Source organism: Sphingomonas sp. (genome assembly GCF_032114135.1).
In the GTDB taxonomy this organism is placed as follows: domain Bacteria; phylum Pseudomonadota; class Alphaproteobacteria; order Sphingomonadales; family Sphingomonadaceae; genus Sphingomonas.
The window spans coordinates 89,396-111,574 of sequence record NZ_DAMCTA010000002.1 but is presented as its reverse complement, the minus strand read 5'-3'; the positions used below and the strand labels follow the sequence as shown (position 1 = coordinate 111,574).

Sequence of the window (22,179 nt, the reverse complement as noted above, 5' to 3'; positions counted from 1 at the left end):
GATACGCTTACGGTTTCGGCGAAGATCCTTCCGCCATCAACCACGTCCGGATCGCACTGGCGAGGTTGGGCGGATTCTCCGCGCCGATCCGCGCATGATCGATGGCGGCGACCAGCGCGCTGAGCGGCAGCGCGGCGTCCCCCGCCGCCGCTTCCAGCGCGGCCCAGAAGATCGGCTCCAGGCTGATCGAGGTCGGATGCCCGGCGATCGTGATCGAGCGCTTCACCGGCCCGTGAAAGCCCCCGGGTGGCGGCACGATCTCCGGCGCCGCCACCGCGTCACTCGGTGTCGAACAAGGCGGCCAGCTGCTCGACCATCGTGCCGGCGAGCTGCTCGGCATCCATGATCGTCACGGCACGGCTGTAATAGCGGGTCACGTCGTGGCCGATGCCGATTGCCGCCAGCTCCACCGGCGAGCGCGCCTCGATCCAGCCGATCACCTGGCGGAGGTGCCGCTCCAGATACGAACCGGAGTTCACCGACAGCGTCGAATCATCGACCGGCGCACCGTCCGAGATCACCATCAGGATCTTGCGATCCTCGGGCCGCGCGATCAGCCGGCTATGCGCCCAGAGGAGCGCCTCGCCGTCGATATTCTCCTTGAGCAGCCCCTCGCGCATCATCAGGCCGAGCGACTTCTTGGCGCGGCGCCACGGCTCGTCGGCCTGCTTGTAGATGATGTGGCGCAGATCGTTGAGCCGGCCCGGCTGCGCGATGCGCCCCTCGCCCAGCCACTTCTCGCGCGACTGGCCGCCCTTCCAGGCGCGCGTGGTGAAGCCGAGCACTTCGGTCTTCACCCCGACTCGCTCCAGCGTGCGCGCGAGAATGTCCGCGCTGATCGCCGCGATCGAGATCGGCCGCCCGCGCATCGAGCCCGAATTGTCGATCAGCAGCGTCACCACCGTGTCCTTGAACTCGGTGTCGCGCTCGATCTTGTAGCTCAGCGACTGCATCGGGTTCACCACCACGCGCGCCAGCCGCGCCGCATCGAGCAGGCCCTCGTCCTGGTCGAAATCCCAGCTGCGGCTCTGCTGCGCCATCAGGCGCCGTTGCAACCGGTTGGCGAGCTTGGTCACCGCGCCCTGCAGATGGACCAGCTGCTGGTCGAGATAAGAGCGCAGCCGCTCCAGCTCGTCGGTGTCGCACAGGTCGGTGGCGGCGACGACTTCGTCGAACTGGGTGGTGTAAGCGCGATATTCGAAGCTCGGCGGCAGGTCGCTCCACGGGCGGTTGGGGCGGACGGGCATCATGCCCTCATCACCCTCGTCGCCCGGCTCGCCGTCGCCATCGTCCATGCCTTCGGACTGCTGCTCCTGGTCGCCTTCCTCGCCCTGGTCGGACTCGCGCTGTTCGCCGCGCGCCTCGGTCTGGCCCTCGCCCTGCTGCTGCTGCGACTCGCCTTCCTCGTCGCCCTGTTCCTGCTGCTCTTCCTGGCCCTCCTCCTCGCCGCCGCTGTCATCGGCTTCGTCGGGGACCATCTCGCCTTCGGTCAGCTCGAGATCCTGGAGCAGCTTGGCGGCGAGCGCGGCGAAGGCATTCTGATCGTCGATCGCCATCGCCATGGCATCGAGATCCGCGCCCGCCTTCTCCTCGATCCAGTCGCGTACCAGCGCCAGGCCGAGCGCGGCACTCGAGGGCGATTCGCGACCGGTCAGTCGCTCGCGTACCATTAGCCCGAGCGCGGTCGACAGCGGCACCTCGTCGCGGGTGCGCGCGCGGCCGATCGGATCCGAGCGTAGCCGCATCGTCAGCGCCTGCTCCAGATTGTCGGTGATGCCGGCATAGCCGCGCGAGCCCAGCGCCTCCACGCGGGCGCCTTCGATCGCGTCGTAGACGGCGCGCGCTACCGGCTCGCGCGGCGCGGTGCGGCCATGCAGGTTCGCGTCGTGGTGGCGCATGCGAAGCGCGAAGCCGTCGGCAAAACCGCGCGCCTCCGCGACCTGCTCGCGCGGCAGGGTGCGCGAGGGCGTCGGCACCTTGATCGTCTTGCCGCTCTGGAACGGCGCGTCGGCGGTAAAGCCGAATTCGAGTTCGTCGGCACCCGAAAGCGCGCGCGCGGTGCCCGCGAGCACGTCGCGAAGCCGATCGAGGGGGTTGTCCTGCGCCATCCCTCCCACATGCGCCGCATCGGGCAGATGTCAAGGAAAGCGGCCGCGGACTGGCCGAGGGGGCAGGGTCGATGGTCGATCGCCGCAGCGCGCGAGAACGCGGTGCGGACAGGGTGCCTAGCCTTTCCCCTGAAACAACGAGAAGCTAAAGGCCGGGCCATGACTCGTACCCCTCCCCCCGAATGGGCGCCGCACGATGCGGTCTGGATCGGCTTTCCCAGCCACGCTGACCTCTGGGTCGAAGACCTGGAACCCGCGCGCGAAGAAGTGATCGCCTTTGCCCGCGCGGTGCATGCCGAAGGCCGCGGCGAGCGCGTGATCCTCGTCGCTGCCGACGAAAACGCCGCCGAAGCCGCTCGCGCGATGGCCGGCGACTCGGCCGAGGTCGTGACCGAGCTGTTCGGCGACATCTGGCTGCGCGACACCGCCGGCATCCTCACCAGCGACAAGGTCGCGCAGGATTTCGGCTTCAACGGCTGGGGCGGCAAGTACGACCTCGAAGGCGACGACACGATTGGCGCCCGCCTTGCCGCCCGCCGGCAACTTGCCACCGCCAGGCACGGCTGGGTGCTCGAAGGCGGCGCAATCGACGGTGACGGCACCGGCCTGTGCGTCACTACCGAGCAGTGCCTGCTCAACCCCAACCGCAACCCGGACCTCGACCGCGCCGCGATCGAAGCCAAGCTGGCGGCGGACCTGGGCTATACCCGCGTGCTGTGGCTGGGCGACGGCCTCGCCAACGACCATACCGACGGCCATGTCGACAATCTCGCCCGCTTCGTCGGCCCCAACCGGCTGCTGATCCCGACCCCCGCCGAGGACGATCCCAATGCGGGCGTCTATGCCGATGCGGTCGCCCGCGCCGAGGCGTTCGGCGTCGAGGTGGTGTGCATGCCCTCCCCCGGCGCGGTGCTCGACGAGGATGGCGAGGTGATCCCCGCGAGCTACATGAACTTCTACATCGGCAATGCCGCGGTGGTGGTGCCGCTCTACGGCCAGCCCAACGACGGCGCCGCGATTCAGACGCTGCAGGGCCTCTTCCCCGGCCGCGAAATCGTCGGCCAACGGGCGGACCATATCCTCACCGGCGGGGGCAGCTTCCACTGCATCTCGCAGCAGATCCCGACGCTCGGGTGACTGCCTTCGCCGTCCGCGCGCTGCTTTCCGGGCTGATCGTCGCCGCCGTGGCGATGCTGGCCCGGCGCAGCCCCGCGGTCGGCGCGCTGGTCGCGTCGCTGCCGCTGATCTCGCTGCTCGGGGTCATTTGGCTGTGGCGCGACACGCAGGATCCGGTGCGGGTGGCGGCCCATCTCCAGGCGACCTTCTGGTATGTGCTGCCCTCGCTCCCCATGTTCCTGCTCGTGCCGGCGCTGCTGCGATCCGGGGTCGGCTTTACGCCTGCCCTGCTCGCGGGCGTCGGGCTCACGATCCTTCTGTATTTCCTGACCGCCGCGGCGCTCGCCCGGTTCGGCATCACGCTCTGAGGACCGTCATGACCCAGATTACCGTCGGCGCGCTGCAGCTCGCCTTCTCGAACGATATCGATGCGAACATCGCCCGCGTGACCGAGCTGGTCCGCGAAGCCGCCGGCCGCGGCGCGCAGGTCGTGCTGCCGCCCGAATTGTTCGAAGGCGAATATTTCTGCCGCGTCGAGGACGAAGGCCTGTTCGCCAACGCCAAGCCGGTGACCGAGCACAAGGCGGTGCTGGCGATGCAGACGCTCGCCGCCGAACTCTCGATCCACATCCCCACGAGCTTCTTCGAAGGCGATGGGCCGCACCACTATAACAGCCTTGCGATGATCGGCCCGGACGGCAAGGTCTCCGGCGTGTATCGCAAGAGCCACATCCCCGATGGGCCGGGCTATGAGGAGAAGTTCTACTTCCGCCCCGGCAACACCGGGTTCAAGGTGTGGGACGGCCCCGGCGCCAAGCTGGGCGTGGGCGTGTGCTGGGACCAATGGTATCCGGAAACCGCCCGCGCGATGATGCTGATGGGCGCCGAGCTGCTCTTCTACCCCACCGCGATCGGCAGCGAGCCGCATGACGACAGCCTCGACACCGCCCGGCTGTGGCGGCGCGCGATGGTGGGGCATGCAGTCTCCAACGTCGTGCCGGTGATCGCCGCCAACCGCGTCGGCACCGAGCATGGCCAGACCTTCTACGGCACCAGCTTCATCACCGACGAGCGCGGCGACATCCTCGCCGAGCTGGACCGGGCGGAAGAAGGCGTGATCACCGCGACGCTCGACATCGATCGGGTGAAGCGTCACCGCGCCGCCTTCGGCTTCTTCCGCGATCGCCGCCCGGAACTGTACGGCCGACTGGTCCAGGACATCTGAGCGAACGGCTCCGGCGCTTCAGGGCGCCGGGGCCCTTCGGCGGAAGGGCACGTCGCGGCGCAAATAGGTCAGCGCGCGCCACACCCATTCTATCGGGCCGTACTGGAAACGCGCCAGCCACCAATGCGCGACGAGAATCTGCACCGCGATCGCCCCCAGCGCGACCCATAGCCGCGTCGCCGCGTCCCAATCGTCGTACTTGCCCAGCCCATAATGGTAGAAGATCGGCACGAAGACTGCCGACTGCAGGACGTAATAGGTCAGCGTCAGCCGCCCCGGGGCCGCCAATGGCTGCACCAGGCGGCGGGCCGGCCCGTCGTACAGCGCAAGTACCAGCAGCGCCCAGAAGGCGGTGCCCGCCAGATCCAGCCACATGTTGAGCAGCGCCCAGTAGGCACGATCCGCGCCCAGCCCGTAGCCGAGGCTCGAAAAGGACGCGCGCAGCGGCTCACGCGTGACGAAGAGCAGCACCGCGAGCAGCGCGGTGCCCAACAGCGCCGGGCGGCGCCACGCGCGGCTCTTGGCGAGATCGCCGAAGAAATCGGTCCGGCCCAGCACCAGCCCGAGCAGATAGAGGCCCAGGATCTGCACCATCCGGCCATATTCGAGGAAGAACCAGTATTTGGACTGCTGCCCGGCCCACAGGTTCACCCGCAACACCTGCCACAGGTCGCCGCTCAGGTAGATCGGCATGCCCGGATCGATCGAGGATTGTGCCGGCGCGTTGGCCCAGGCGGCACCCATCGCGCCGGCAACCAGCTGCACGATCAGACTCGGGCCGATCAGGCAGAACACCGCGCCGCCCAGCAGCACGGCGTTGCTGCGGATCCGGTTGAAGAACAGCAGCAGGAAGCCGATCGCTGCCAGCGTCTGCATGATGTCGCCGCGATAGATCAGCGAATGTAGGAAACCGATGCCTTCCAACAGCAACAGCCGCCAGGCGAAGCGCGCGGTAAAGTCCTGCCCCCGCTGCGCTGCGCGATCCATCAGGATGAAGAAACTGAACCCGAAGCAGAGCGCCAACAACGAGAAGCTCTTGCCCATGAACAGCGTAAAGACGACATCGGTGATCCGCCCGGGTTTTTCGCCCGCCCAGAACAGCTCGTAACTTTCGATGACGTGGACGAGGAACAACGCCATCAGCGCGAAGCCGCGCAACACGTCGACGACGTCCAGACGATTGCCAGGCGCGGCGGCGATGCCGCTCGGTCTCGGTTCCGCGGAAGAGATGTGATGCGCTCCGGCAGTGTCAGCAGTGCCCGGCATCGGCCTCATTTACGTCTTCTTTGTTCGACAGGCGTAGCGACGCCACCATGGTTAGCGCCCTTTCCCGCCGGCTGCTCTGCTTCGCGCTCGTCGCGCTGCTCGCGTGCATCGTGCCCCCGGCACATGCCCAAGCGGGCGTTGCCGGTCAACCACTTGGCGTGTGCCTGCTGGCGGACAAGGGGCAGCGGGAAGACGAACTGATCCGGCACCCGGAACGGTTCGACTGTACGACGCCGCAGCACCGATTCGGTTCCGGCGACTTCTGGGCGATGACCAGCGTGATAGATCGCCGCTCGACCTTCGCGTCGCCGCTCGCGATCCGGTTCGGAAGCGTCTGGCAGGATGCGCTGAGCATCCAGTTCGTCTATGCCGATGGCGCGGTCCGCAGCTGGCAGAGCGATGCGCGCGGCATCACCCCGCTGATCCAGCTTGGCGCGATCGCACAGGCACCGGTGCCAGTGCGCGATCCTGCGCTGGTGCGCGTGCTTTTCCACATCCGGCATGCGGCCAATGCCCGCGGCATTCTGCTCGGCCCGCGCATCGCGACGCTGGCCGAGGGCAATGCCGCCAATCTCGCACTCGCCACGCTCTATGCTTTCTTCGCCGGCATTTCGGTCGCGCTGATCGTGTACAATCTGGCGTTGTGGTGCGCGATGCGGCATCGCTTCCAGCTCCATTATTGCCTGCTGCTGACCGGACTGCTCGGCTACACCCTCACTTCCTCGGGGGCGCTTGCCTGGCTGGCGCCGGCGATCGCCAACAATGATCGCCTGCGACTGAACTATCTCTTCATGGGGCTGGCGGGCGGCGCCGCCGCACTGTTCACTCGCAGCTTTTTCGAAGACCGGGACTTGCCGCCCTGGGTGGGGCGTGCGTCGAACCTCATCGCGATGGCGGTGCCGCTCTCGGCTTTCGGCGTCGCCGCCTTCGGCGCGATCAACCTGCGAATCGCCGATCTGCTTTACGCAGTGACGATCATCGGGCTGCTTGCCATCGTTCTCCCCACCCTGTGGGGTGCCTGGCACCAGCGGTCGCAATTCCTGTGGCTGTTCGCGGTGGCGTGGAGCGCACCGATCCTGCTTGCCGTGCTGCGGGTGCTGAACTCGCTACACGTCATCGAGTGGAATTTCTGGATCGACAACTCCACGGTGGTCTCAATGGGCGCCGAGGCGCTCATCTCGTCACTGGCGGTCGCCTATCGTATCAAGTTCCTGCGCGACGAGCGCGATGCGGCGATCAGCGGCGAGGTGCTTGCGCGGGAGCTGGCGGACATCGACCCGCTGACCGGGCTGCTCAATCGACGCGCGTTCCTCCAGCGCGCGATCGGCCGATCCGAACCCCAGCAACTGCTGCTGATCGACATCGACCATTTCAAGCGGGTCAACGAGACCCTGGGCCATGACGGCGGCGACGAGGTGCTGCGCCTGTTCGCCGCCGCGCTGCGCCACGCGGCGCCGGCCCCGGTGCTGATCGCGCGCATGGGCGGCGAGGAGTTCGCGCTGCTCACCCCCGCCAGCCAGCGGATCGAGCCCGAGGCGCTGCTCGCCAGCCTGCGCCGGGTCCGAATGCCGTTCGATCTGACGATCACGTCCAGCATCGGCAGTTGCAGCGGCTCGCTCGCCACCGATCTCGACTGGAAGGCGCTGTATCGCTGCGCCGACTCGGCTCTGTTCGAGGCCAAGGCGGCCGGCCGTGATCGTGCCCGCGCGCTGCGACTCGACGCGGCCTGAGCTTGCCTGAGTCCGCGGGCATGTGTAGTCTGACGGCAGGGAGAATGGGGAAGATGCCGCGTCATAAGCGCCTGTTGCTGGTTGCCGGAGCCGTCGGACTGGTCGTCGCCATCGCGCGCCCCGCGCCTCCGCACGCCGATTTCGCGCTGTTGATGCACCGCGTCGGCGATACCGCGCCCCAGCAGGTTCATGCGGCAGTCGATCTCGGCGTTCTTGCCGTCTCGGTGCTGGTCACCTGGAGCGGCCGCTTCGCGCGCTGAGGCGCGGAAATCGCCTTCGAATGTACCTTGGCGACGGAACGCGCGGGATGCGCGGTGTTGCTGCGTGCACGGTAAAAACCGCGCTTGCATGGCAAAACCGGCTTGCTTACACTGATGTCAATGACAAAGCCCGAAATGGTCTGGAAGACCGCCTATCGGCATCCAGGAGAGTGGGATCGCAGCTACGCGCTACGGTCCATGGTAGACCTGTTCGAGGAGAGCGCGGCCGCCCACCCGCACGCGCCGCTTCTCGATTTCATGGGTCGCATCTACAGCTATGGCGAGGTGCTGGACGGCGCCAACCGCGTCGCCTGCGGGCTGCGCGCGCTCGGTTATGGCCCCGGCGACCGGATCGGCCTGTTCCTGCCAAACGCGCCGCATTACGTCGCCGCCTATTACGGCATCCTCAAGCTCGGCGCGACGGTGGTGAACTTCTCGCCGCTCTATTCGGTGGACGAACTGGCGGCGCAAGTCGCGGATTCGGGCACCCGGCTGCTCTTCACCCTTTCGGCCACCGCCCTCCTCCCCACCGCGCTGAAGGTGCTCGAAAAGAGCGATCTCGAGCGGCTGGTCGTCGGATCGGTCGCGGGCGCGCTGCCCACCGCCAAGTCGCTCCTCTATCAGCTGTTCCGCGGCAGCGAAGTCACCGCCAAGCCGCATGACCCGCGCATCCTCGCCTTCTCCAAGCTGATTGCCAACAAGGGCGACTGCGCTCGTCCCGAGATCGATCCCGCACGCGACGTCGCACTGATTCAGTACACCGGCGGCACCACCGGCACGCCCAAGGGCGCGGTGCTCACCCACCAGAATCTGTCGGCCAATGCGCGTCAGGTGGCAGAGCTCGACCCCGAACTCGGCCATACGCAAGACTCGGTGCTCGGCGTGCTGCCGTTCTTCCACGTGTTCGCCAATACCTGCGTGCTCAACCGCACGGTGATCACCGGGGGCAAGATCGTGATGCTGCCGCGCTTCAACGCGCAGCAGGTGCTCACCGAGCTGCGCCGCACCAAGCCGCGCTCGCTGCCGGGCGTGCCGACCATGTACCAGGCGCTGCTCGACGCGCCGGGGATGAAGCCCTCCGACTTTGCCTCGCTGCGCTTCTGCATCTCGGGCGGCGCACCGTTGCCCGAGCAGCTCAAGCTCAACTGGGAGTCGATCACCGGCGCGCACATCATCGAAGGCTATGGCCTGTCGGAAAGCTCGGGCGTGGTCTCGGCCAACCCCTATGTCGGGCTCAACAAGAGCGGCACGATCGGCCAGCCGATCGCCGGCACCCGGGTGCGGCTGGTCGACAAGGAGGATCCGCGCAAGCCCGCCCCGGAAGGCGAGCCGGGCGAGATCGTCGTTCAGGGCCCGCAGATCATGCAGGGCTATTGGAACCGGCCCGAGGCGGATGTCGGCACCTTTGTCGACGATCACTGGCTGCGCACCGGCGATGTCGGCATCATCGACGAGGACGGCTATATCCAGATCGTCGACCGGCTGAAGGACATGATCGCGGTCGGCGGGTTCAAGGTGTTCCCCAGCCAGATCGAAGCGGTGCTCTATACCCATCCGGCGGTGAAGGAGACGCTCGTGCTGGGGCTGCCCGATCCGTATCATGGCGAGCTGCCGCACGCCTATGTCGCGCTCAACGAGGGCATGACCGCGGACGCAAAGGAAATGTGCGACTGGCTTAACGCGCAGCTCGGCAAGCATGAGCGCGTCAAGGAAGTCGTGATCCGCGACAGCCTGCCCAAGACGATGATCGGCAAGCTTAGCCGCAAGGACTTGCTGAATGAGGTGAAGGCCGGGGGGTGATTTCCATTCTCTAGCCCCTCCTCCTTGGAGGAGGGGTTGGGGGTGGAGGGATTCCAGAACGTCTGTTGGTCTCGGTGAGACACAGCCCCGCCCCAACCCCTCCCCTGAAGGGCAGGGGCTAAGGAGGGGTTGCTCAATCCCCCGGCTTGTTGCCGCCCCCGAACATCACCGCCTTCAGGTTCATGAACTCGTGCAGCCCCCAGGGGCCGAGTTCGCGGCCATGGCCCGACAGCTTCACCCCGCCGAACGGCGCTTCCGGCACCGACGCGAGCAGCGCGTTCACCGCCGTCATTCCTGCCTCGATGTCGCGCGCGAACCGCTCCACCTCCGCGTCATCCTGCGTCCACACCGACGACCCCAGCCCGTAGGGCACGTCGTTCGCCAGCGCGATCGCCTCGTCGATGTCGGCGACCTTGTAGACCGCCGCGACCGGCCCGAAGATCTCCTCCTTCGCCACGTCGCTTGTCGGATCGACGTCGACCAGCACCCCCGGCGTCATCCAGGCGCCCGCACGGTCGATCTTGGTGCCGCCGGACAACAGCTTGGCGCCCGCCGCCTGCGCCTTCTCGACCTGCTCCAGCACCGTGTCGCGCTGCTCGACGCTAGAAAGCGGCCCCATCACCGTATCCTTGTCCATAGGATCGCCGATCTTCACCGCCTCCATGCCCGCGACGAACTTCTCCAGGAACGCATCGTAGACATCTGCGTGGACGATCATCCGCTTCGAGCAGATGCAGCTTTGCCCGGCATTCTGCACGCGCGCGGTCACCGCGGTCTTCACCGCCTTGTCGAGATCGGCCGACGGCATCACGATGAACGGATCGGAGCCGCCAAGCTCCAGCACCACCTTCTTGAGCGCCCGCCCCGCCGCCTCGGCCACCTTGGCACCCGCGCCTTCGGACCCGGTGAGCGTCACCGCCACCACCCGCTTGTCGGCGATGATCGCATCGACCTTGCTCGATTTGATCGCGAGGTTTTGGAACAGCCCCTCGGGCGCCCCCGCCTTGCGCGCCATCTCCTCCATCGCCGCCGCGCAGCCCTGCACGCTGGAGGCATGCTTGAGCAGCGCGACATTGCCGGCGAGGATCGTCGGCGCGAGGAAGCGCACCGCCTGCCAATAGGGGAAATTCCAGGGCATCACCGCCAGCACCGGCCCCAGCGGCAGCCAGCGCGCGACGGCATGGCCGGTCGGCGTTTGGACGGTGGTCGGTGCCAGATAGGCGGGGCCGTGCTCGGCGTAATGGCGGAAGCCCGAGATGCACTTCTCCACCTCGGCCAGGCCGGCAGTGATCGTCTTGCCCATTTCGCGCACCGCCAGTTCAGCAAGGTGCTGCTTGTTGGCTTCCCAGGCATCGGCAATCTGGCGCAGCAGTGCGGTGCGCGTCTCGATCGAGGTTTCGCGCCACTGCTTGTACCCGTCGGCCGCGCGCGCCAGCGCCGCCTCGATCCCGGCATCGTCCATCTCGGCGATGCGATTCACAATCTCGCCGTTTGCCGGGTTGATGAGTTCGAACATCTGCAAGTCTCCTTCGCGCTTCCCAACGCGGACCTCGGCGCGTGGTGCCACCTGCCACCATCATACCGAGCGCTCGAACGTCCGCTTCGGCGAGGAATCGATCCGCGCCCGGTTGCCATCGCCCCCCACCCTGCCGCATAGCGGCACCATGGCGGAACAAGCGGATATCACGGCGCTCTCCTTCGAAGAGGCGCTGAAGGAACTGGAAAAGATCGTGAGCCGGCTGGAGAGCGGCGAAGCGGCGCTGCAGGAGGCGATCGACCTCTACGAGCGCGGCGACCAGCTGCGCCGGCAATGCGCGGCACGGCTCGATGCGGCGCAGGCAAGGATCGAGGCGATCCGCACCGATGCCGACGGCCGCGCCGCCGGCACCACCCCCTTCGCAGCCGGCTGAGGCGTGGCGAGCGTGCCCCATGCCTCGCTTCCGCTCGAATCGGCGCTGCGCCAGGTCGCGGCCGAGATCGACGCCCAGTTCGACCGGCTGCTCGAAGTACCCGATGATCCCCGCGCCGACCTGTACCGCGCGATGCGCCACGCCGCGATCGGCGGCGGCAAGCGGTTGCGCCCGCTGCTGGTGTTCGCCACCGCGCAGCTCTTCGCGGTCGACAAGACCTGCGCCGCGCGCGTCGCGACTGCGCTCGAATGTATCCATGTCTATTCGCTGATCCACGACGATCTGCCGGCGATGGACGATGACGACATGCGCCGCGGCAAGCCGACGGTGCACAAGGCGTTCGACGAGGCTACTGCGATCCTGGCGGGCGACTGCCTCCACGCGCTGGCCTTCGAGATTCTCGGCCATGAGGCGACCCACCCGGACCCCTATGTCCGCGTCGAGCTGATCGGCGAATTGGCACGTGCTTCGGGCCCCTCGGGGATGGCGGGCGGCCAGATGATGGACCTGGAGGCAGAGAAGGCGAGCTTCGATCTCGCCACCGTCACCCGGCTTCAGGCGATGAAGACCGGCGCGCTGATCTCCTGCGCGGTAGAAAGCGCGGCGATCCTCGGCCGCGTGTCGCCCGAGGGTCGCACCGGTCTGCGCGGCTATGCCCGCGATATCGGCCTCGCATTCCAGATCGTCGACGACATCCTCGATGCCGAGGGCGACGAGGCGCTGGTCGGCAAGAAGCTGGGCAAGGACGGCGCGGCGGGCAAGGAGACCTTCCTGTCGCTGCTGGGCATCGATCGCGCGCGCGAACAGGCGCGGATGCTGGTCGACCAGGCGATCGCCCATCTCCACGCCTTCGGTCCCGAGGCCGATCTGCTGCGCGACGTGGCGCGCTTCACGCTCGAACGCGACCGCTGAACGAGCCCGGGGGAGAGACCGCATGCACAGCCGTATCGGGGTCTATCCCGGCACCTTCGATCCGATCACCCGCGGCCATATGGACATCATCCGGCGCGGCGCAAAGCTGGTCGACCGGCTGGTGATCGGGGTGACGACCAATCCGTCCAAGTCGCCGATGTTCACCGTCGAGGAGCGAATGGACATGGTCCGCCGCGAGGTGGAAGGGCTGCCCGGCACGATCGAGGTGGTCAGCTTCGATTCGCTGCTGATGGACTTTGCCGAGCGCGAGCGGGCCAGCGTGATCGTCCGTGGGCTGCGTGCCGTGGCGGACTTCGAATACGAATATCAGATGGCCGGCATGAACCAGCAGATCAACGACCGGATCGAGACGGTCTTCCTGATGGCCGACGTCTCGCTCCAGCCGATTGCAAGCCGGCTGGTGAAGGAAATCGCCATCTATGGCGGCCCCATCCACCGCTTCGTGACCGAGGCCGTCGAAGCCGACGTCGCCGCTCGGGTCGAGCGGCTGGGCCGCAAGGGCAGCAACTAACGCCGGCGTGATGCCAGCCGGGCTTTGCGCTGCCCGGCGATTGCGGTAGAGGCGCGCATTCACCAGAAAACGAGTGGGAAGTTCGATGCGTTTCCTAGCCACGATGGCCGCCATGGCCGCCACGCTGTTTGCCGTGCCGGCGTTGGCGCAGGGCGGCGGCAAGCCGAAGCCCGTCATCGAACCGTTCAAGGGCGTCAGCTCCGACGTCAACACCCGCCCCGCCGTGCTGGTTCCCGCCGACCCGGAGAACACCTGGGTGCTCGACCTGTCGACCGGCGGCCGCGTGCTGATCCGGCTGCGTCCGGATGTCGCGCCCAAGATGGTCGAGCGGATCAAGACGCTCACCCGCAAGCATTTCTATGACGGCCTGACCTTCCACCGCGTAGTCGACGATCCCTATAACATTGCCCAGGGCGGCGATCCCAAGGGCGACGGCACCGGCGACTCCGACATGCCCAACGTGCCGGCCGAGTTCAGCTCGCTGCCCCACGTCCGCGGCACCGTCTCCGCCGCCCGCCGCGGCGCGGCCGACAACGCGACGGCCGAGCAGAAGACCGAGGCGGAGAACAGCGCGAACAGCCAGTTCTTCATCATGATGCAGCCCAAGCTCGCCTTCGACCACGACTATACCGTGTTCGGCCGCGTCACCTCGGGCATGGAGTGGGTGGACAAGATCCAGCGCGGCGAGCCGCCGCAGAACCCGACCAAAATCATTCACGCCTATATCGAATCGGACAATCCCCCGGCCTATCAGCCGCTGGCGCCCGCCGCTCCGGCAGCGACCGGCCCGACGCTGATCCCGGTGGGCCCGACCGCGGCCGCCAAGGCCGCACCCGCGGCGAAGAAGCCGGCACCGAAGAAGAAGTGATCGACCGCCAGCCGTGAACGTCGACCTTTTCGATTTTGAACTGCCGAACGAACGGATCGCGCTGCGCCCCGCCGCCCCGCGCGACTCCGCCCGCCTGCTGGTGCTGGACGGCACGGAGACGCGCGCCGCAATCGTCCGCGATCTCGCCGGGCAGCTCCGCCCGGGCGACTGCCTGGTGTTCAATGACACCCGCGTGATCCCGGCGCAGCTGGAAGGTACACGCGGCGAGGCGAAGATCGGCGCGACCCTGCACAAGCGCGAGGGGCCGCGCCGCTGGCGGGCGTTCATCCGCAACGCGAAGCGGCTGCGCGACGGCGATGCGATCGATTTCGGCCCCGATGCGATCGCCATCGCCTCGGATCGCGGCGAGGATGGCAGCTTCGCGCTCGACTTCCAGGGCGACGAGCCGGTCGAGCTGCTGCTGGAGCGCTGCGGCCGCATGCCGCTGCCGCCCTATATCGCCTCGAAGCGCCCCACCGACGAACGCGACGCCGACGACTATCAGACGATGTTCGCCGCCGAGCCCGGTGCCGTCGCCGCCCCCACCGCCGCGCTGCACTTCACCTCGGCGTTGATGGCGTCGCTGGAGGCGGCAGGGATCGGCCACACCACGCTGACGCTCCATGTCGGCGCGGGTACCTTCCTGCCGGTCAAGGCCGAGGACACCGCCGACCACAAGATGCATGCCGAATGGGGCCGCATCACCCCCGGGGTCGCCGACCGACTCAACGCGGTGCGCGCCGCGGGCAACCGCATCATCGCGGTGGGCACGACCAGTCTGCGCCTGCTGGAGAGCGCCGCCGACGAGCATCGCGTGATCCAGCCCTTCGAGGGCGACACCGCGATCTTCATCACGCCGGGCTATCGCTTCAAGGGCGTCGACGGGCTGGTGACCAACTTCCATCTGCCGCGCTCGACGCTGTTCATGCTGGTATCGGCGCTGATGGGGCTGGATCGCATGCAGGCGGCCTATGCCCATGCGATTGAAACCGGCTATCGCTTCTACAGCTATGGGGATTCGAGCCTGTTGCTCCCCGCCCGCTGAAGGGATTTCGATGCGCCTGCTCCTGCTGCTCGCCGCCTGCACCGCCGCCCTGCCCGCCGCCGCGCAGCAACGCCCCGCGCCCGACGCGATCACGGTCAACGCGCCCGGCGCGCAGCCCCAGGCGACGGTAATCGCCGAGCCGGTCGCGCTGCTGATCGCCGGGTTCGACAGCGACGGCGACGCCCGCGTCACCCGCGCCGAGTTCGACGCCGGCCTCAAGCGCAGCTTCGACAGTGCCGATACCGGCCACAACGGCAGCCTCGGGTACATCGCCTATTCGGACTGGTCGCTGCGCTGGATGGGCGACCGCAACACCCTGCCCAGCCCGTTCGAGCTCGATCGCGACGGCGACAACAAGGTCAGCTGGGCCGAATTCCAGGACCGCTTCGCGCAGATCTGGGCGCGGTTCGACAAGAACAAGGACGGCGTGATCGAGCGCAGCGAGCTGGTGACGATTCGCCCGCCCGCGTTCAACCCGATGGACGGCAAGCGTAAGCGCCGCTGATCCGGGGCCGTATGGAGCACGGCTGCCCAAATACTTTCGCCGCAATGCGCTAGCATCACATGGACGTCGCCCGCTAGGATCGCCTCACATGTCGGGAAATCACGCGCACGGCCATGACCATGGCCACTCACACGGACACGGCCACTCGCATGGCCTCGGCCATGGCCACAGCCACGCGCCCGCCGATTTCGGACGCGCTTTCGCGATCGGGACCGCGCTCAACATCGCCTTCGTCGTGATCGAGGGCGGCGCGGGGCTGTGGACCAACTCGATGGCGCTGCTGGCCGATGCCGGCCACAATCTTTCCGACGTGCTCGGCCTGCTGATCGCCTGGGTGGGTGCCGAGCTCGGCAAGCGCCCGGCGACGCCGCGCTTCACCTATGGTCTGGGCGCCTCGTCGATCCTCGCCGCACTCGCCAACGCGCTGCTGCTGCTGATCGCGGTCGGCGCGATCCTGCTCGAGACGATCCAGCGCTTCACCGATCCCCCCGCCGTGGCGCCGATCCCGGTGATGCTGGTGGCGGGCGCGGGCATCGTCGTGAACCTCGGCACCGCATTGCTCTTCGCCCGCGGGCGCGACCACGACATCAACGTCCGCGGCGCCTATCTCCACATGGCGGCCGATGCCGCAGTGTCCACCGCAGTGGTGGTCGCCGGCGCGCTGATCTGGTGGACCGGGCTGCGCTGGATCGATCCGGCGATCAGCCTCGTCGTCGTCGTGGTGATTTTGGTCGGCACCTGGGGGCTGCTGCGCGAATCGCTCACCATGGCGCTGCAGGCGGTGCCCGATCGCATCGACCTGGAGGCGGTGGAGCAGGCGCTGCTCGCCCAGCCGGGCGTCACCCGCGTCCACGATCTCCATGTCTGGCCGATGAGTACCACCGAAACGGCGCTCACCGCGCATCTCGTTATCCCCGATGGTCATCCAGGTGACGCATTTCTGATTAATCTTCAGCACCGGCTCGTGCATGATTTCCGGATCGAGCACAGTACGGTACAGATAGAGTTGGGCAACGGGGCGGAGTGCCGGATGCATGGACCTGGTAGCGGACATGGTTAAGACGAGTGCCATAGCGGCCCGCCCGCTGGACCTCGTCATCTTCGATTTCGACGGCACGCTCTCCGACAGCGGCGACTGGTTCGTCTCGGTTGCCAACGACCTTGCCGAGCGGTTCCGCTTCCGCAAGATCGCGCCGGACGAGGTGGAAATGCTTCGCCGCAAGAGCTCGCGCGAAGTGATCGACTTTCTCGGCATCGCGCGCTGGAAGATGCCGTGGATCGCACGCTATGTCCGCAAGCTGGTCAGCCGCGAGGCGCACCGGATCGAGCTGTTCCCGGGCACGCCCAATCTGCTGGAGCGACTCGTCGAAAGCGGCGTGAAGCTCGCGCTGGTCACCTCCAATTCGGAGGAGAATGCCCGCAAGATCCTGGGCCCGCGCCACGCCGCCAAGATCGATTATTTTGCCTGCGGCTCCTCGCTGTTCGGCAAGGCGCCCAAGTTCCGCCGCGTGCTGCGCAAGATGGGCGTGGCCCCGGACGCGGCGCTGGCGATCGGCGACGAGACGCGCGACGTCGATGCCGCGCGCGAGGTCGGCATGCGGGCGGGCTCGGTGTTGTGGGGCTATGCCGCCGAGGATCTGCTGACCGGCATGTCCCCCGACGCCGTGTTCCGCACGCCGGAGGACATCGTACGCTACGTCAGCCAGCATCGAGGCTGAGGGGGCGACCGGTTCCTCCGCCACCGAGGCAGAGTGATCGCATTGCGCCACCTACTCCGTCATTCCCGCAAAGACGGGGATCCATTGGCGCTGATGCCGCGGCGCTTTCTACCAGCGCACAGGCGATTGGATCCCCGCCCGCGCGGGAAGGACGATGGTTTTTGAGGGACCCGCGCCCCAATCCCCTACGCGGAACCTCTTCCTTGGCCGTGAGGCATGACGTCGCCGAGTCTCAGATATCCAGCGCCCAGCCGTCGCGACCCTTGGGGTCGGGCGGAGTGACCGGCACGTAGCGCGTCGCTCCGGCGGCAAGCCGCAGGATCGTCCAGTCGCCGCGGCGGTCGATCGCCTCCAGCGTGCAGCCGCACGCCTCGAACGCTTCCACCACTTGCGCGCGCTGTGTCTCGAGCAGCCCGGCCAGCACGATCGTCGCGTTCGGGGCGGCGATGGCGGCGAGTTCGGGCGCCATCGAGACCAGCGGCCCCGCCAGGATGTTGGCGATGACGAGGTCGTAGGGTGCCTTGGCGGTGATCGCATCGGACAGGGCGCCGTCCGCCACGATCAGATCGACGTCCTCGATGCCGTTGGCCACCGCATTCTCGCGCGTCACGTCGACCGCAGCGGGGTCGATATCCGTCGCCATGACCTTGGCCTCAGGCCAGAGATGAGCGCCGGCGAACGCCAGCAGGCCCGTGCCGGTCCCCACATCGATGATGTTCGCGAACTGCCGGTCCGAAAGCCCGTCGAGCATCGCCAGGCAGCCCGAGGTCGTCGCATGGTGCCCGGTGCCGAAGGCGCGGCCCGCGTCGATCAGGAACGCACGGCCGCCCTCTGGCGCCTCGACCGGATGCGCGCTGGTGTGGACGACGAAGCGCCCCTCGCGAATCGGCTCCAGCCCTTCCTGGCTGAGCGTCACCCAGTCCTGCGCGGTCAGCGCCTCGACCTCGGGTTCGGTGCCCGCCGCGCTCGGCACCAGCGCCTTCAGCGTCGCGAGCATCGCCGCATCGGGCTCGTGCTCCATATAGGCATCGAGCCGCCAGTGCTCGACATCGTCCTCCACCGTCTCGGTGGTCATCAGCACCGCGTCGATCTCGATCGTGCCCGCGTCGATCGCCTCGGCCTCGGCGCGGGTGCAGGGCAGGCTGACCTTCCAGCTGTCGATCTCAGCGGACATAGCTGGCTCCATTGGCATCGAGCACCGCGCCAGTCATCGAAGGGGGCGCATCCAGCGCGCAGAATTTGGCGATGGCGGCAATCTCTTCCGGACTTGCGACGCGGCCCAGCGGAATGTCCGCCAGCAGCTTGTCGCCGCCGCGGCTGGCCAGATAGTCCTCGGCCATGCCGGTCATGGTAAAGCCCGGGCAGATCGCGAAGGCGAGGATGCCCTCCCCCGCATAGCCGCGCGCGATCGACTTGGTCATGCCGACCATGCCTGCCTTTGAGGCGGCATAATGCCAGTGCGCCGGGCTGTCGCCGCGATAGGCGGCGCGGCTGGCGACGTTGACGATCCGGCCGCCGCTCTTGCGGTCCTGCCAGTGGCGCACCGCCAGCCGGCACAATTCGGCCGAGGCGGTGAGGTTGACGCGCATCGTGCGCTCCCAGCCCTCGACCCAGTCGTCATGGGCCGCGTCGAGCGGATTCGCCTCGAAGATGCCGGCGTTGTTGATCAGCACGTCGATCCGGCCGTCCAGCGCATCGAGCGCCTGCTGCCAGAGTTGCTGGGGCGCGGCGGGATCGGTGAAGTCGGCGGGAATGCCGCTGCGGGTGCCCTGGCCGACAAGGGCCACGCGCGCGTCGTCGCCGAGCAGCGCCGCCGTCGCCGCGCCAATGCCCCGGCTGCTGCCGGTGAGGAGGATATGGGTTTTCATGGCGCCTGCCCTAGCGCGGGCAAGTGGACGCGTCACCCCGGCACGCAGGCCTCAGTCGTGCAGCACCGCCACACCCAGCGCGCCCAGATTGACCGTCAGTTGGACGCTGAGCGCGTGGTCCATCTGCGGCCGCGCACCGGCGCGCCCGAAGCGATACTGGTTGAGATAGCCGATATCGGCATTCAGCGCCTTGCCCAGCGGCACCGCGACGCCGAGCAGGTTGCGCATCCGCTCATAGCCCGCACGCTGGCCCCAGCTGGTGCTGTTGGGCAGCAGGAAGCTCTCATGGCTGGCAAACAGCGCCAGCCGCGGCCGCCCGAGCGGGAGGTTGTAGCGCAGCAGCGGCCGGATCCGCACGCCGATGCCGCTGCCGACGGTGCTGAACCGCTCGTCGATCCGGAAGCGGCCGGCGAGACGCCCGCGGTTGAACACGATCTGCTGGCGAACGCGGTCCTCGTCGGGCGCGAGATTGGCGCTGTGAAAGCCGACCCGGCGATAGCCAACGCCGAATTCGACACCCTTGGCGATCTGCCAACCGAGCAGCGCGCCATATTCGGTGGTGTAGATGCCGTCCTGACGATCGCTGGTGCGCGCGATCTGCTCCAGCGTCACGCGTACCTGCTTGGTCATCGGTACGATGACGTTGAGCTGCTCCCAGGCCTGCCGATCTTCCTGTTGCGCACAAGCAGGAGCGACACCAGCGAGCAACAGAAGCGCGGCACAGAGAAAGGTACGGGACATCCAATCGGCGATGGCATGGGCGATGATCGGCAATCAAGCCCCACGCCGCCGCCTGCGGCGATTCGTGCGCTAACCAGCCTCGGCCAGCAACCCGGCGGCCATTGCCTTGAACGCCGCGATCGCCTTGGGCAGCGTCGCCGCTGGCGTGTCGCTCGCCGCGACCCACAGCGCCGCATTCAACGCCGCGCCGTTCAGCAGCCGCGCCGCCGCCTCGACATCAACCGGCTTGAGCAGTCCCTCCGATGCGAGCCGCGCAAGGCTTTGCTGCGTGAGGTCCAGGCAGGCATTCTGACTCGGCCACTGCGAGGGGTCCCCGAGAAAGGCGGGACCATCGAGCAGCACGATGCGGCGGATCTCCGGATCGAGCGCCATCTCGATATAAGCGGTGCCTTCGATGATGAGCGCCCCCCACTCGTCCGGCTGGCCCCGCGCCGCTTCCCGCGCGCGCGCCGCCATCTCGTCGTCGATCTGCGCCACGACGGCAGCGAGCAGCCCCTTCTTGTCGCCGAAATGGTGATAGAGCGCGCCGCGCGTCAGCCCGGCAGCGGCAGTCAGTTCGTCCATCGACGCATCCGCGAAGCCTTGCGTGGCAAAGGCGTGGCGTGCGGCGGCCAGGAGCCTCGCGCGGTTCTCCGCCATGGTCTGCGCACGTTTAACGGGAGGCATGATCGTCGCTCCAATTCACATACGGTTCGTATTTGAGTTGACATACGAAGCGTATGTTATTAATCCACATACGCACCGTATATAACTCGGTGTGCGTTACCGGAAGCCCTGCTGCCCCGCAGGGCTCATCGCCGCAAAGGAACCGCCCATGCCCCGCGACGCCGTCCACCTCGAAAGCCGCCATGACCTGTACGACAAGCATGGTTATTCGCCCGCGATCCGGAGCGGGGATCTTCTCTTCGTCTCGGGACAGGTCGGCAGCGGCCTCGATGGCGAGCCGGTGCCGGGTTTCGAGAATCAGGTTCGGCAGGCGTTTTGCAACCTGGAAGCGGTGCTGGCCGCGGCAGGGTGCAGCTTCGACGACGTCGTCGATGTGATGACCTTCCACACCGATCCGGAAACGCAATTCCCGACGATCATGGCGTGCAAGGCCGATGCCTTCCCACAGGCCCCCTACCCCAGCTGGACCGCGCTGGGCGTCACCTGGCTCGCCGGGTTCGACTTCGAGATCAAGGTCGTCGCGCGCATCCCCGCGGCCTGATCCCGCGCAGGGTTCAGGCCGCCACCGCCGTCGAGAACTCGTCCGCCGCCGCGCGCAACTGGTTCAGCCGGTCGTCGACCTCCGTCACGTCGTGCTGGAGCGTGTCGATCTCGCTGGTGACGCTCTTGGTGTCCTCGCGGATCGCACCAATCGTCGCGGACATGGAGTCCGCCGCCAGCGCGGTTTCGTCCACCGCCGCGGTGATCGCGGTCACCGTCTGCGCCTGGACTTCCATCGCGGTGCGGATGCGGTTGGCGCTGTCCTGCACTTCGGAGACGGTCGCGCGTATCGAAGCGTTGGTCTCCACCGTAGAGCGCGTCGCCGATTGGATCGCGGCGATCTTGGCGGCGATGTCGTCGGTGGCGCGGGCGGTCTGGCTGGCGAGGCTCTTCACTTCCTGCGCCACCACCGCAAAGCCCCGCCCGGCGTCCCCTGCCCGCGCCGCCTCGATCGTCGCGTTGAGCGCCAGCAGGTTGGTCTGCCCGGCAATGTCGCGGATCAGGCCGAGGATCGATTCGATCGACTTGGCGTGCTCGGAGAGCATCTCGCTCATCCCCACCGCCTCGCTCGCCTGGCCGGAAGCGCGCGTGGCGATGCCAGCCGCCGCCTCCACTTCGGTGCGCGCATCCTCGATCGCGCGGATCAGGCCCGCCGCGGTCATCGCCGCCTCGCGCATCGCCACGGCCGACTGCTCGGCCGCCGCCGCGACTTCGCTAGCCTTGCCCAGCATGCCGCGCGCCGCGCTGGAGGCGCCCTGCGCCTGCACCCGGATGCGATTGCCCAGCATCGTCGCGCCTTCGATCGATTCGGCGATGCTCGCACGGAACTGGTCCGAGCGGGCGCGGCGTTCGTCATGGACCGACGCGGCGTCGCGCGCGCCGAGATGCGCCGCCATCAGATCCACCTCGGCCATCGCCAGCCGCTGCACCGCATCGCTCAGCCGCGCATAGCGATCCAGATCGCCATCAACCTTCTGCCGCAGCACGTCGAGCGTCTGGCTATGGGCAAAGGCGAAGTGCGAAATCAGCACCGGCAGCGGCACACCCATCAGATAGGTACGTGCGGCATAGTCGCAGACCATCTGCGCCCATTCCTCGCTGAACGGCTGCTCGAATTTTGTCCGGTCGTAGCGCGCGCCTTCCACGACATGCGCCTCGGTATCGATCTCGGAACGCATCTGGCTGCTCATGCGGTTGCGCAGAAGATGCTGCTGACAGCGGCGCGAGATCGCCTCGTGCTGATCGTCGAGGAGTATCGCGATCTCGGCACAGCTGCCGAGCAGCGATTGGTCCCAGTCATAGTCCTGGCGGTGCTCGCTCAGCGAGCGCGCGCTGCCGCTCCACTGTCCCGGTCTGCGGTTCATGGCAG

The 22,179-nt window shown here is 67.6% G+C and carries 24 protein-coding genes; 15 read left to right on the top strand and 9 right to left on the bottom strand.

Annotation, left to right across the window (positions count from 1 at the left end; all coding sequences use genetic code 11):
• Positions 1-7: 7 nt before the first annotated feature.
• Positions 8-274 carry a ribbon-helix-helix domain-containing protein gene (locus RT655_RS12555; RefSeq protein ID WP_313537188.1) on the bottom strand — a complete coding sequence of 89 codons (267 nt, stop codon included), beginning with the start codon at positions 272-274 and terminating at the stop codon, positions 8-10.
• Positions 275-278: 4 nt separating this feature from the next.
• On the bottom strand, positions 279-2,108 hold the full coding sequence (gene cobT / locus RT655_RS12550; protein ID WP_313537186.1) for a cobaltochelatase subunit CobT: 1,830 nt from the start codon (positions 2,106-2,108) through the stop codon (positions 279-281).
• Between the two features lie 159 nt (positions 2,109-2,267).
• Between cobT and RT655_RS12545 the strand changes: the two genes are divergently transcribed.
• The 3 genes from RT655_RS12545 to aguB are packed head-to-tail and all read left to right on the top strand — an operon-like array spanning position 2,268 to position 4,449.
• Positions 2,268-3,245, top strand: a complete 978-nt coding sequence (locus RT655_RS12545) for an agmatine deiminase family protein (protein ID WP_313537183.1) — start codon at positions 2,268-2,270, stop codon at positions 3,243-3,245.
• Positions 3,242-3,592 carry a DUF3147 family protein gene (locus RT655_RS12540; RefSeq protein ID WP_313537181.1) on the top strand — a complete coding sequence of 117 codons (351 nt, stop codon included), beginning with the start codon at positions 3,242-3,244 and terminating at the stop codon, positions 3,590-3,592. The genes RT655_RS12545 and RT655_RS12540 overlap by 4 nt, the downstream gene beginning before the upstream one ends.
• Before the next feature lie 8 nt (positions 3,593-3,600).
• Positions 3,601-4,449 (top strand): N-carbamoylputrescine amidase, encoded by an 849-nt coding sequence (gene aguB, locus RT655_RS12535; RefSeq protein WP_313537178.1) that lies wholly within the window; start codon positions 3,601-3,603, stop codon positions 4,447-4,449.
• Positions 4,450-4,467: 18 nt separating this feature from the next.
• Here the strand turns inward: aguB and RT655_RS12530 are convergent, their stop codons facing one another.
• Complete coding sequence (locus tag RT655_RS12530; RefSeq protein WP_313537175.1) at positions 4,468-5,715, bottom strand: DUF418 domain-containing protein; 1,248 nt, start codon at positions 5,713-5,715, stop codon at positions 4,468-4,470.
• A gap of 47 nt (positions 5,716-5,762) precedes the next feature.
• Between RT655_RS12530 and RT655_RS12525 the strand changes: the two genes are divergently transcribed.
• From RT655_RS12525 to RT655_RS12515, 3 genes are all read left to right on the top strand, one after another.
• Positions 5,763-7,445: a diguanylate cyclase gene (locus RT655_RS12525; protein ID WP_313537172.1), complete on the top strand. Its 1,683-nt coding sequence runs from the start codon at positions 5,763-5,765 to the stop codon at positions 7,443-7,445.
• 53 nt (positions 7,446-7,498) lie between these two features.
• Positions 7,499-7,705: a hypothetical protein gene (locus RT655_RS12520; RefSeq protein WP_313537169.1), complete on the top strand. Its 207-nt coding sequence runs from the start codon at positions 7,499-7,501 to the stop codon at positions 7,703-7,705.
• 120 nt (positions 7,706-7,825) lie between these two features.
• Entirely contained in the window at positions 7,826-9,505 is a 1,680-nt protein-coding gene (locus RT655_RS12515; protein ID WP_313537167.1) for a long-chain fatty acid--CoA ligase, read from the top strand.
• Positions 9,506-9,638: 133 nt separating this feature from the next.
• Here RT655_RS12515 and RT655_RS12510 read toward each other — a convergent pair whose 3' ends face one another.
• A complete protein-coding gene (locus tag RT655_RS12510; RefSeq protein WP_313537165.1) occupies positions 9,639-11,021 on the bottom strand; it encodes an NAD-dependent succinate-semialdehyde dehydrogenase in 1,383 nt (460 codons plus the stop codon).
• Positions 11,022-11,169: 148 nt separating this feature from the next.
• Between RT655_RS12510 and RT655_RS12505 the strand changes: the two genes are divergently transcribed.
• The 8 genes from RT655_RS12505 (at position 11,170) to RT655_RS12470 (ending at position 16,995) form a co-directional block, all read left to right on the top strand.
• Positions 11,170-11,415 (top strand): exodeoxyribonuclease VII small subunit, encoded by a 246-nt coding sequence (locus tag RT655_RS12505; protein WP_010544449.1) that lies wholly within the window; start codon positions 11,170-11,172, stop codon positions 11,413-11,415.
• Positions 11,416-11,418: 3 nt separating this feature from the next.
• Positions 11,419-12,327 (top strand): farnesyl diphosphate synthase, encoded by a 909-nt coding sequence (locus RT655_RS12500; protein WP_313537162.1) that lies wholly within the window; start codon positions 11,419-11,421, stop codon positions 12,325-12,327.
• Between the two features lie 22 nt (positions 12,328-12,349).
• Positions 12,350-12,859, top strand: a complete 510-nt coding sequence (gene coaD / locus RT655_RS12495; RefSeq protein WP_313537160.1) for a pantetheine-phosphate adenylyltransferase — start codon at positions 12,350-12,352, stop codon at positions 12,857-12,859.
• 85 nt (positions 12,860-12,944) lie between these two features.
• On the top strand, positions 12,945-13,727 hold the full coding sequence (locus tag RT655_RS12490) for a peptidylprolyl isomerase (RefSeq protein ID WP_313537157.1): 783 nt from the start codon (positions 12,945-12,947) through the stop codon (positions 13,725-13,727).
• A gap of 13 nt (positions 13,728-13,740) precedes the next feature.
• Positions 13,741-14,772, top strand: a complete 1,032-nt coding sequence (gene queA / locus RT655_RS12485) for a tRNA preQ1(34) S-adenosylmethionine ribosyltransferase-isomerase QueA (protein WP_313537155.1) — start codon at positions 13,741-13,743, stop codon at positions 14,770-14,772.
• 10 nt (positions 14,773-14,782) lie between these two features.
• Positions 14,783-15,277, top strand: coding sequence for an EF-hand domain-containing protein (locus RT655_RS12480; RefSeq protein WP_313537153.1), 495 nt, complete (start codon positions 14,783-14,785; stop codon positions 15,275-15,277).
• An 88-nt stretch (positions 15,278-15,365) separates the two neighbouring features.
• Positions 15,366-16,337, top strand: coding sequence for a cation diffusion facilitator family transporter (locus RT655_RS12475; RefSeq protein WP_313537150.1), 972 nt, complete (start codon positions 15,366-15,368; stop codon positions 16,335-16,337).
• Positions 16,312-16,995: an HAD hydrolase-like protein gene (locus tag RT655_RS12470; protein WP_313537147.1), complete on the top strand. Its 684-nt coding sequence runs from the start codon at positions 16,312-16,314 to the stop codon at positions 16,993-16,995. Before RT655_RS12475 ends, RT655_RS12470 begins: the two co-directional genes overlap by 26 nt.
• Positions 16,996-17,227: 232 nt before the next feature.
• On the opposite strand, the gene RT655_RS12465 is transcribed toward RT655_RS12470, so the two are convergent.
• From RT655_RS12465 to RT655_RS12450, 4 genes are all read right to left on the bottom strand, one after another.
• Positions 17,228-18,169 (bottom strand): 50S ribosomal protein L11 methyltransferase, encoded by a 942-nt coding sequence (locus RT655_RS12465; RefSeq protein ID WP_313537145.1) that lies wholly within the window; start codon positions 18,167-18,169, stop codon positions 17,228-17,230.
• A complete protein-coding gene (locus RT655_RS12460) occupies positions 18,159-18,863 on the bottom strand; it encodes an SDR family oxidoreductase (protein WP_313537142.1) in 705 nt (234 codons plus the stop codon). The genes RT655_RS12465 and RT655_RS12460 overlap by 11 nt, the downstream gene beginning before the upstream one ends.
• A 51-nt stretch (positions 18,864-18,914) precedes the next feature.
• Complete coding sequence (locus RT655_RS12455; protein ID WP_313537139.1) at positions 18,915-19,604, bottom strand: DUF2490 domain-containing protein; 690 nt, start codon at positions 19,602-19,604, stop codon at positions 18,915-18,917.
• A 69-nt stretch (positions 19,605-19,673) separates the two neighbouring features.
• Entirely contained in the window at positions 19,674-20,270 is a 597-nt protein-coding gene (locus tag RT655_RS12450) for a TetR/AcrR family transcriptional regulator (protein ID WP_313537137.1), read from the bottom strand.
• Between the two features lie 148 nt (positions 20,271-20,418).
• On the opposite strand from RT655_RS12450, the gene RT655_RS12445 reads away from it, so the two are divergent.
• Positions 20,419-20,811: a RidA family protein gene (locus RT655_RS12445; protein ID WP_313537134.1), complete on the top strand. Its 393-nt coding sequence runs from the start codon at positions 20,419-20,421 to the stop codon at positions 20,809-20,811.
• Positions 20,812-20,824: 13 nt separating this feature from the next.
• Here RT655_RS12445 and RT655_RS12440 read toward each other — a convergent pair whose 3' ends face one another.
• Positions 20,825-22,174 (bottom strand): methyl-accepting chemotaxis protein, encoded by a 1,350-nt coding sequence (locus RT655_RS12440; RefSeq protein WP_313537131.1) that lies wholly within the window; start codon positions 22,172-22,174, stop codon positions 20,825-20,827.
• Positions 22,175-22,179 lie beyond the last annotated feature (5 nt).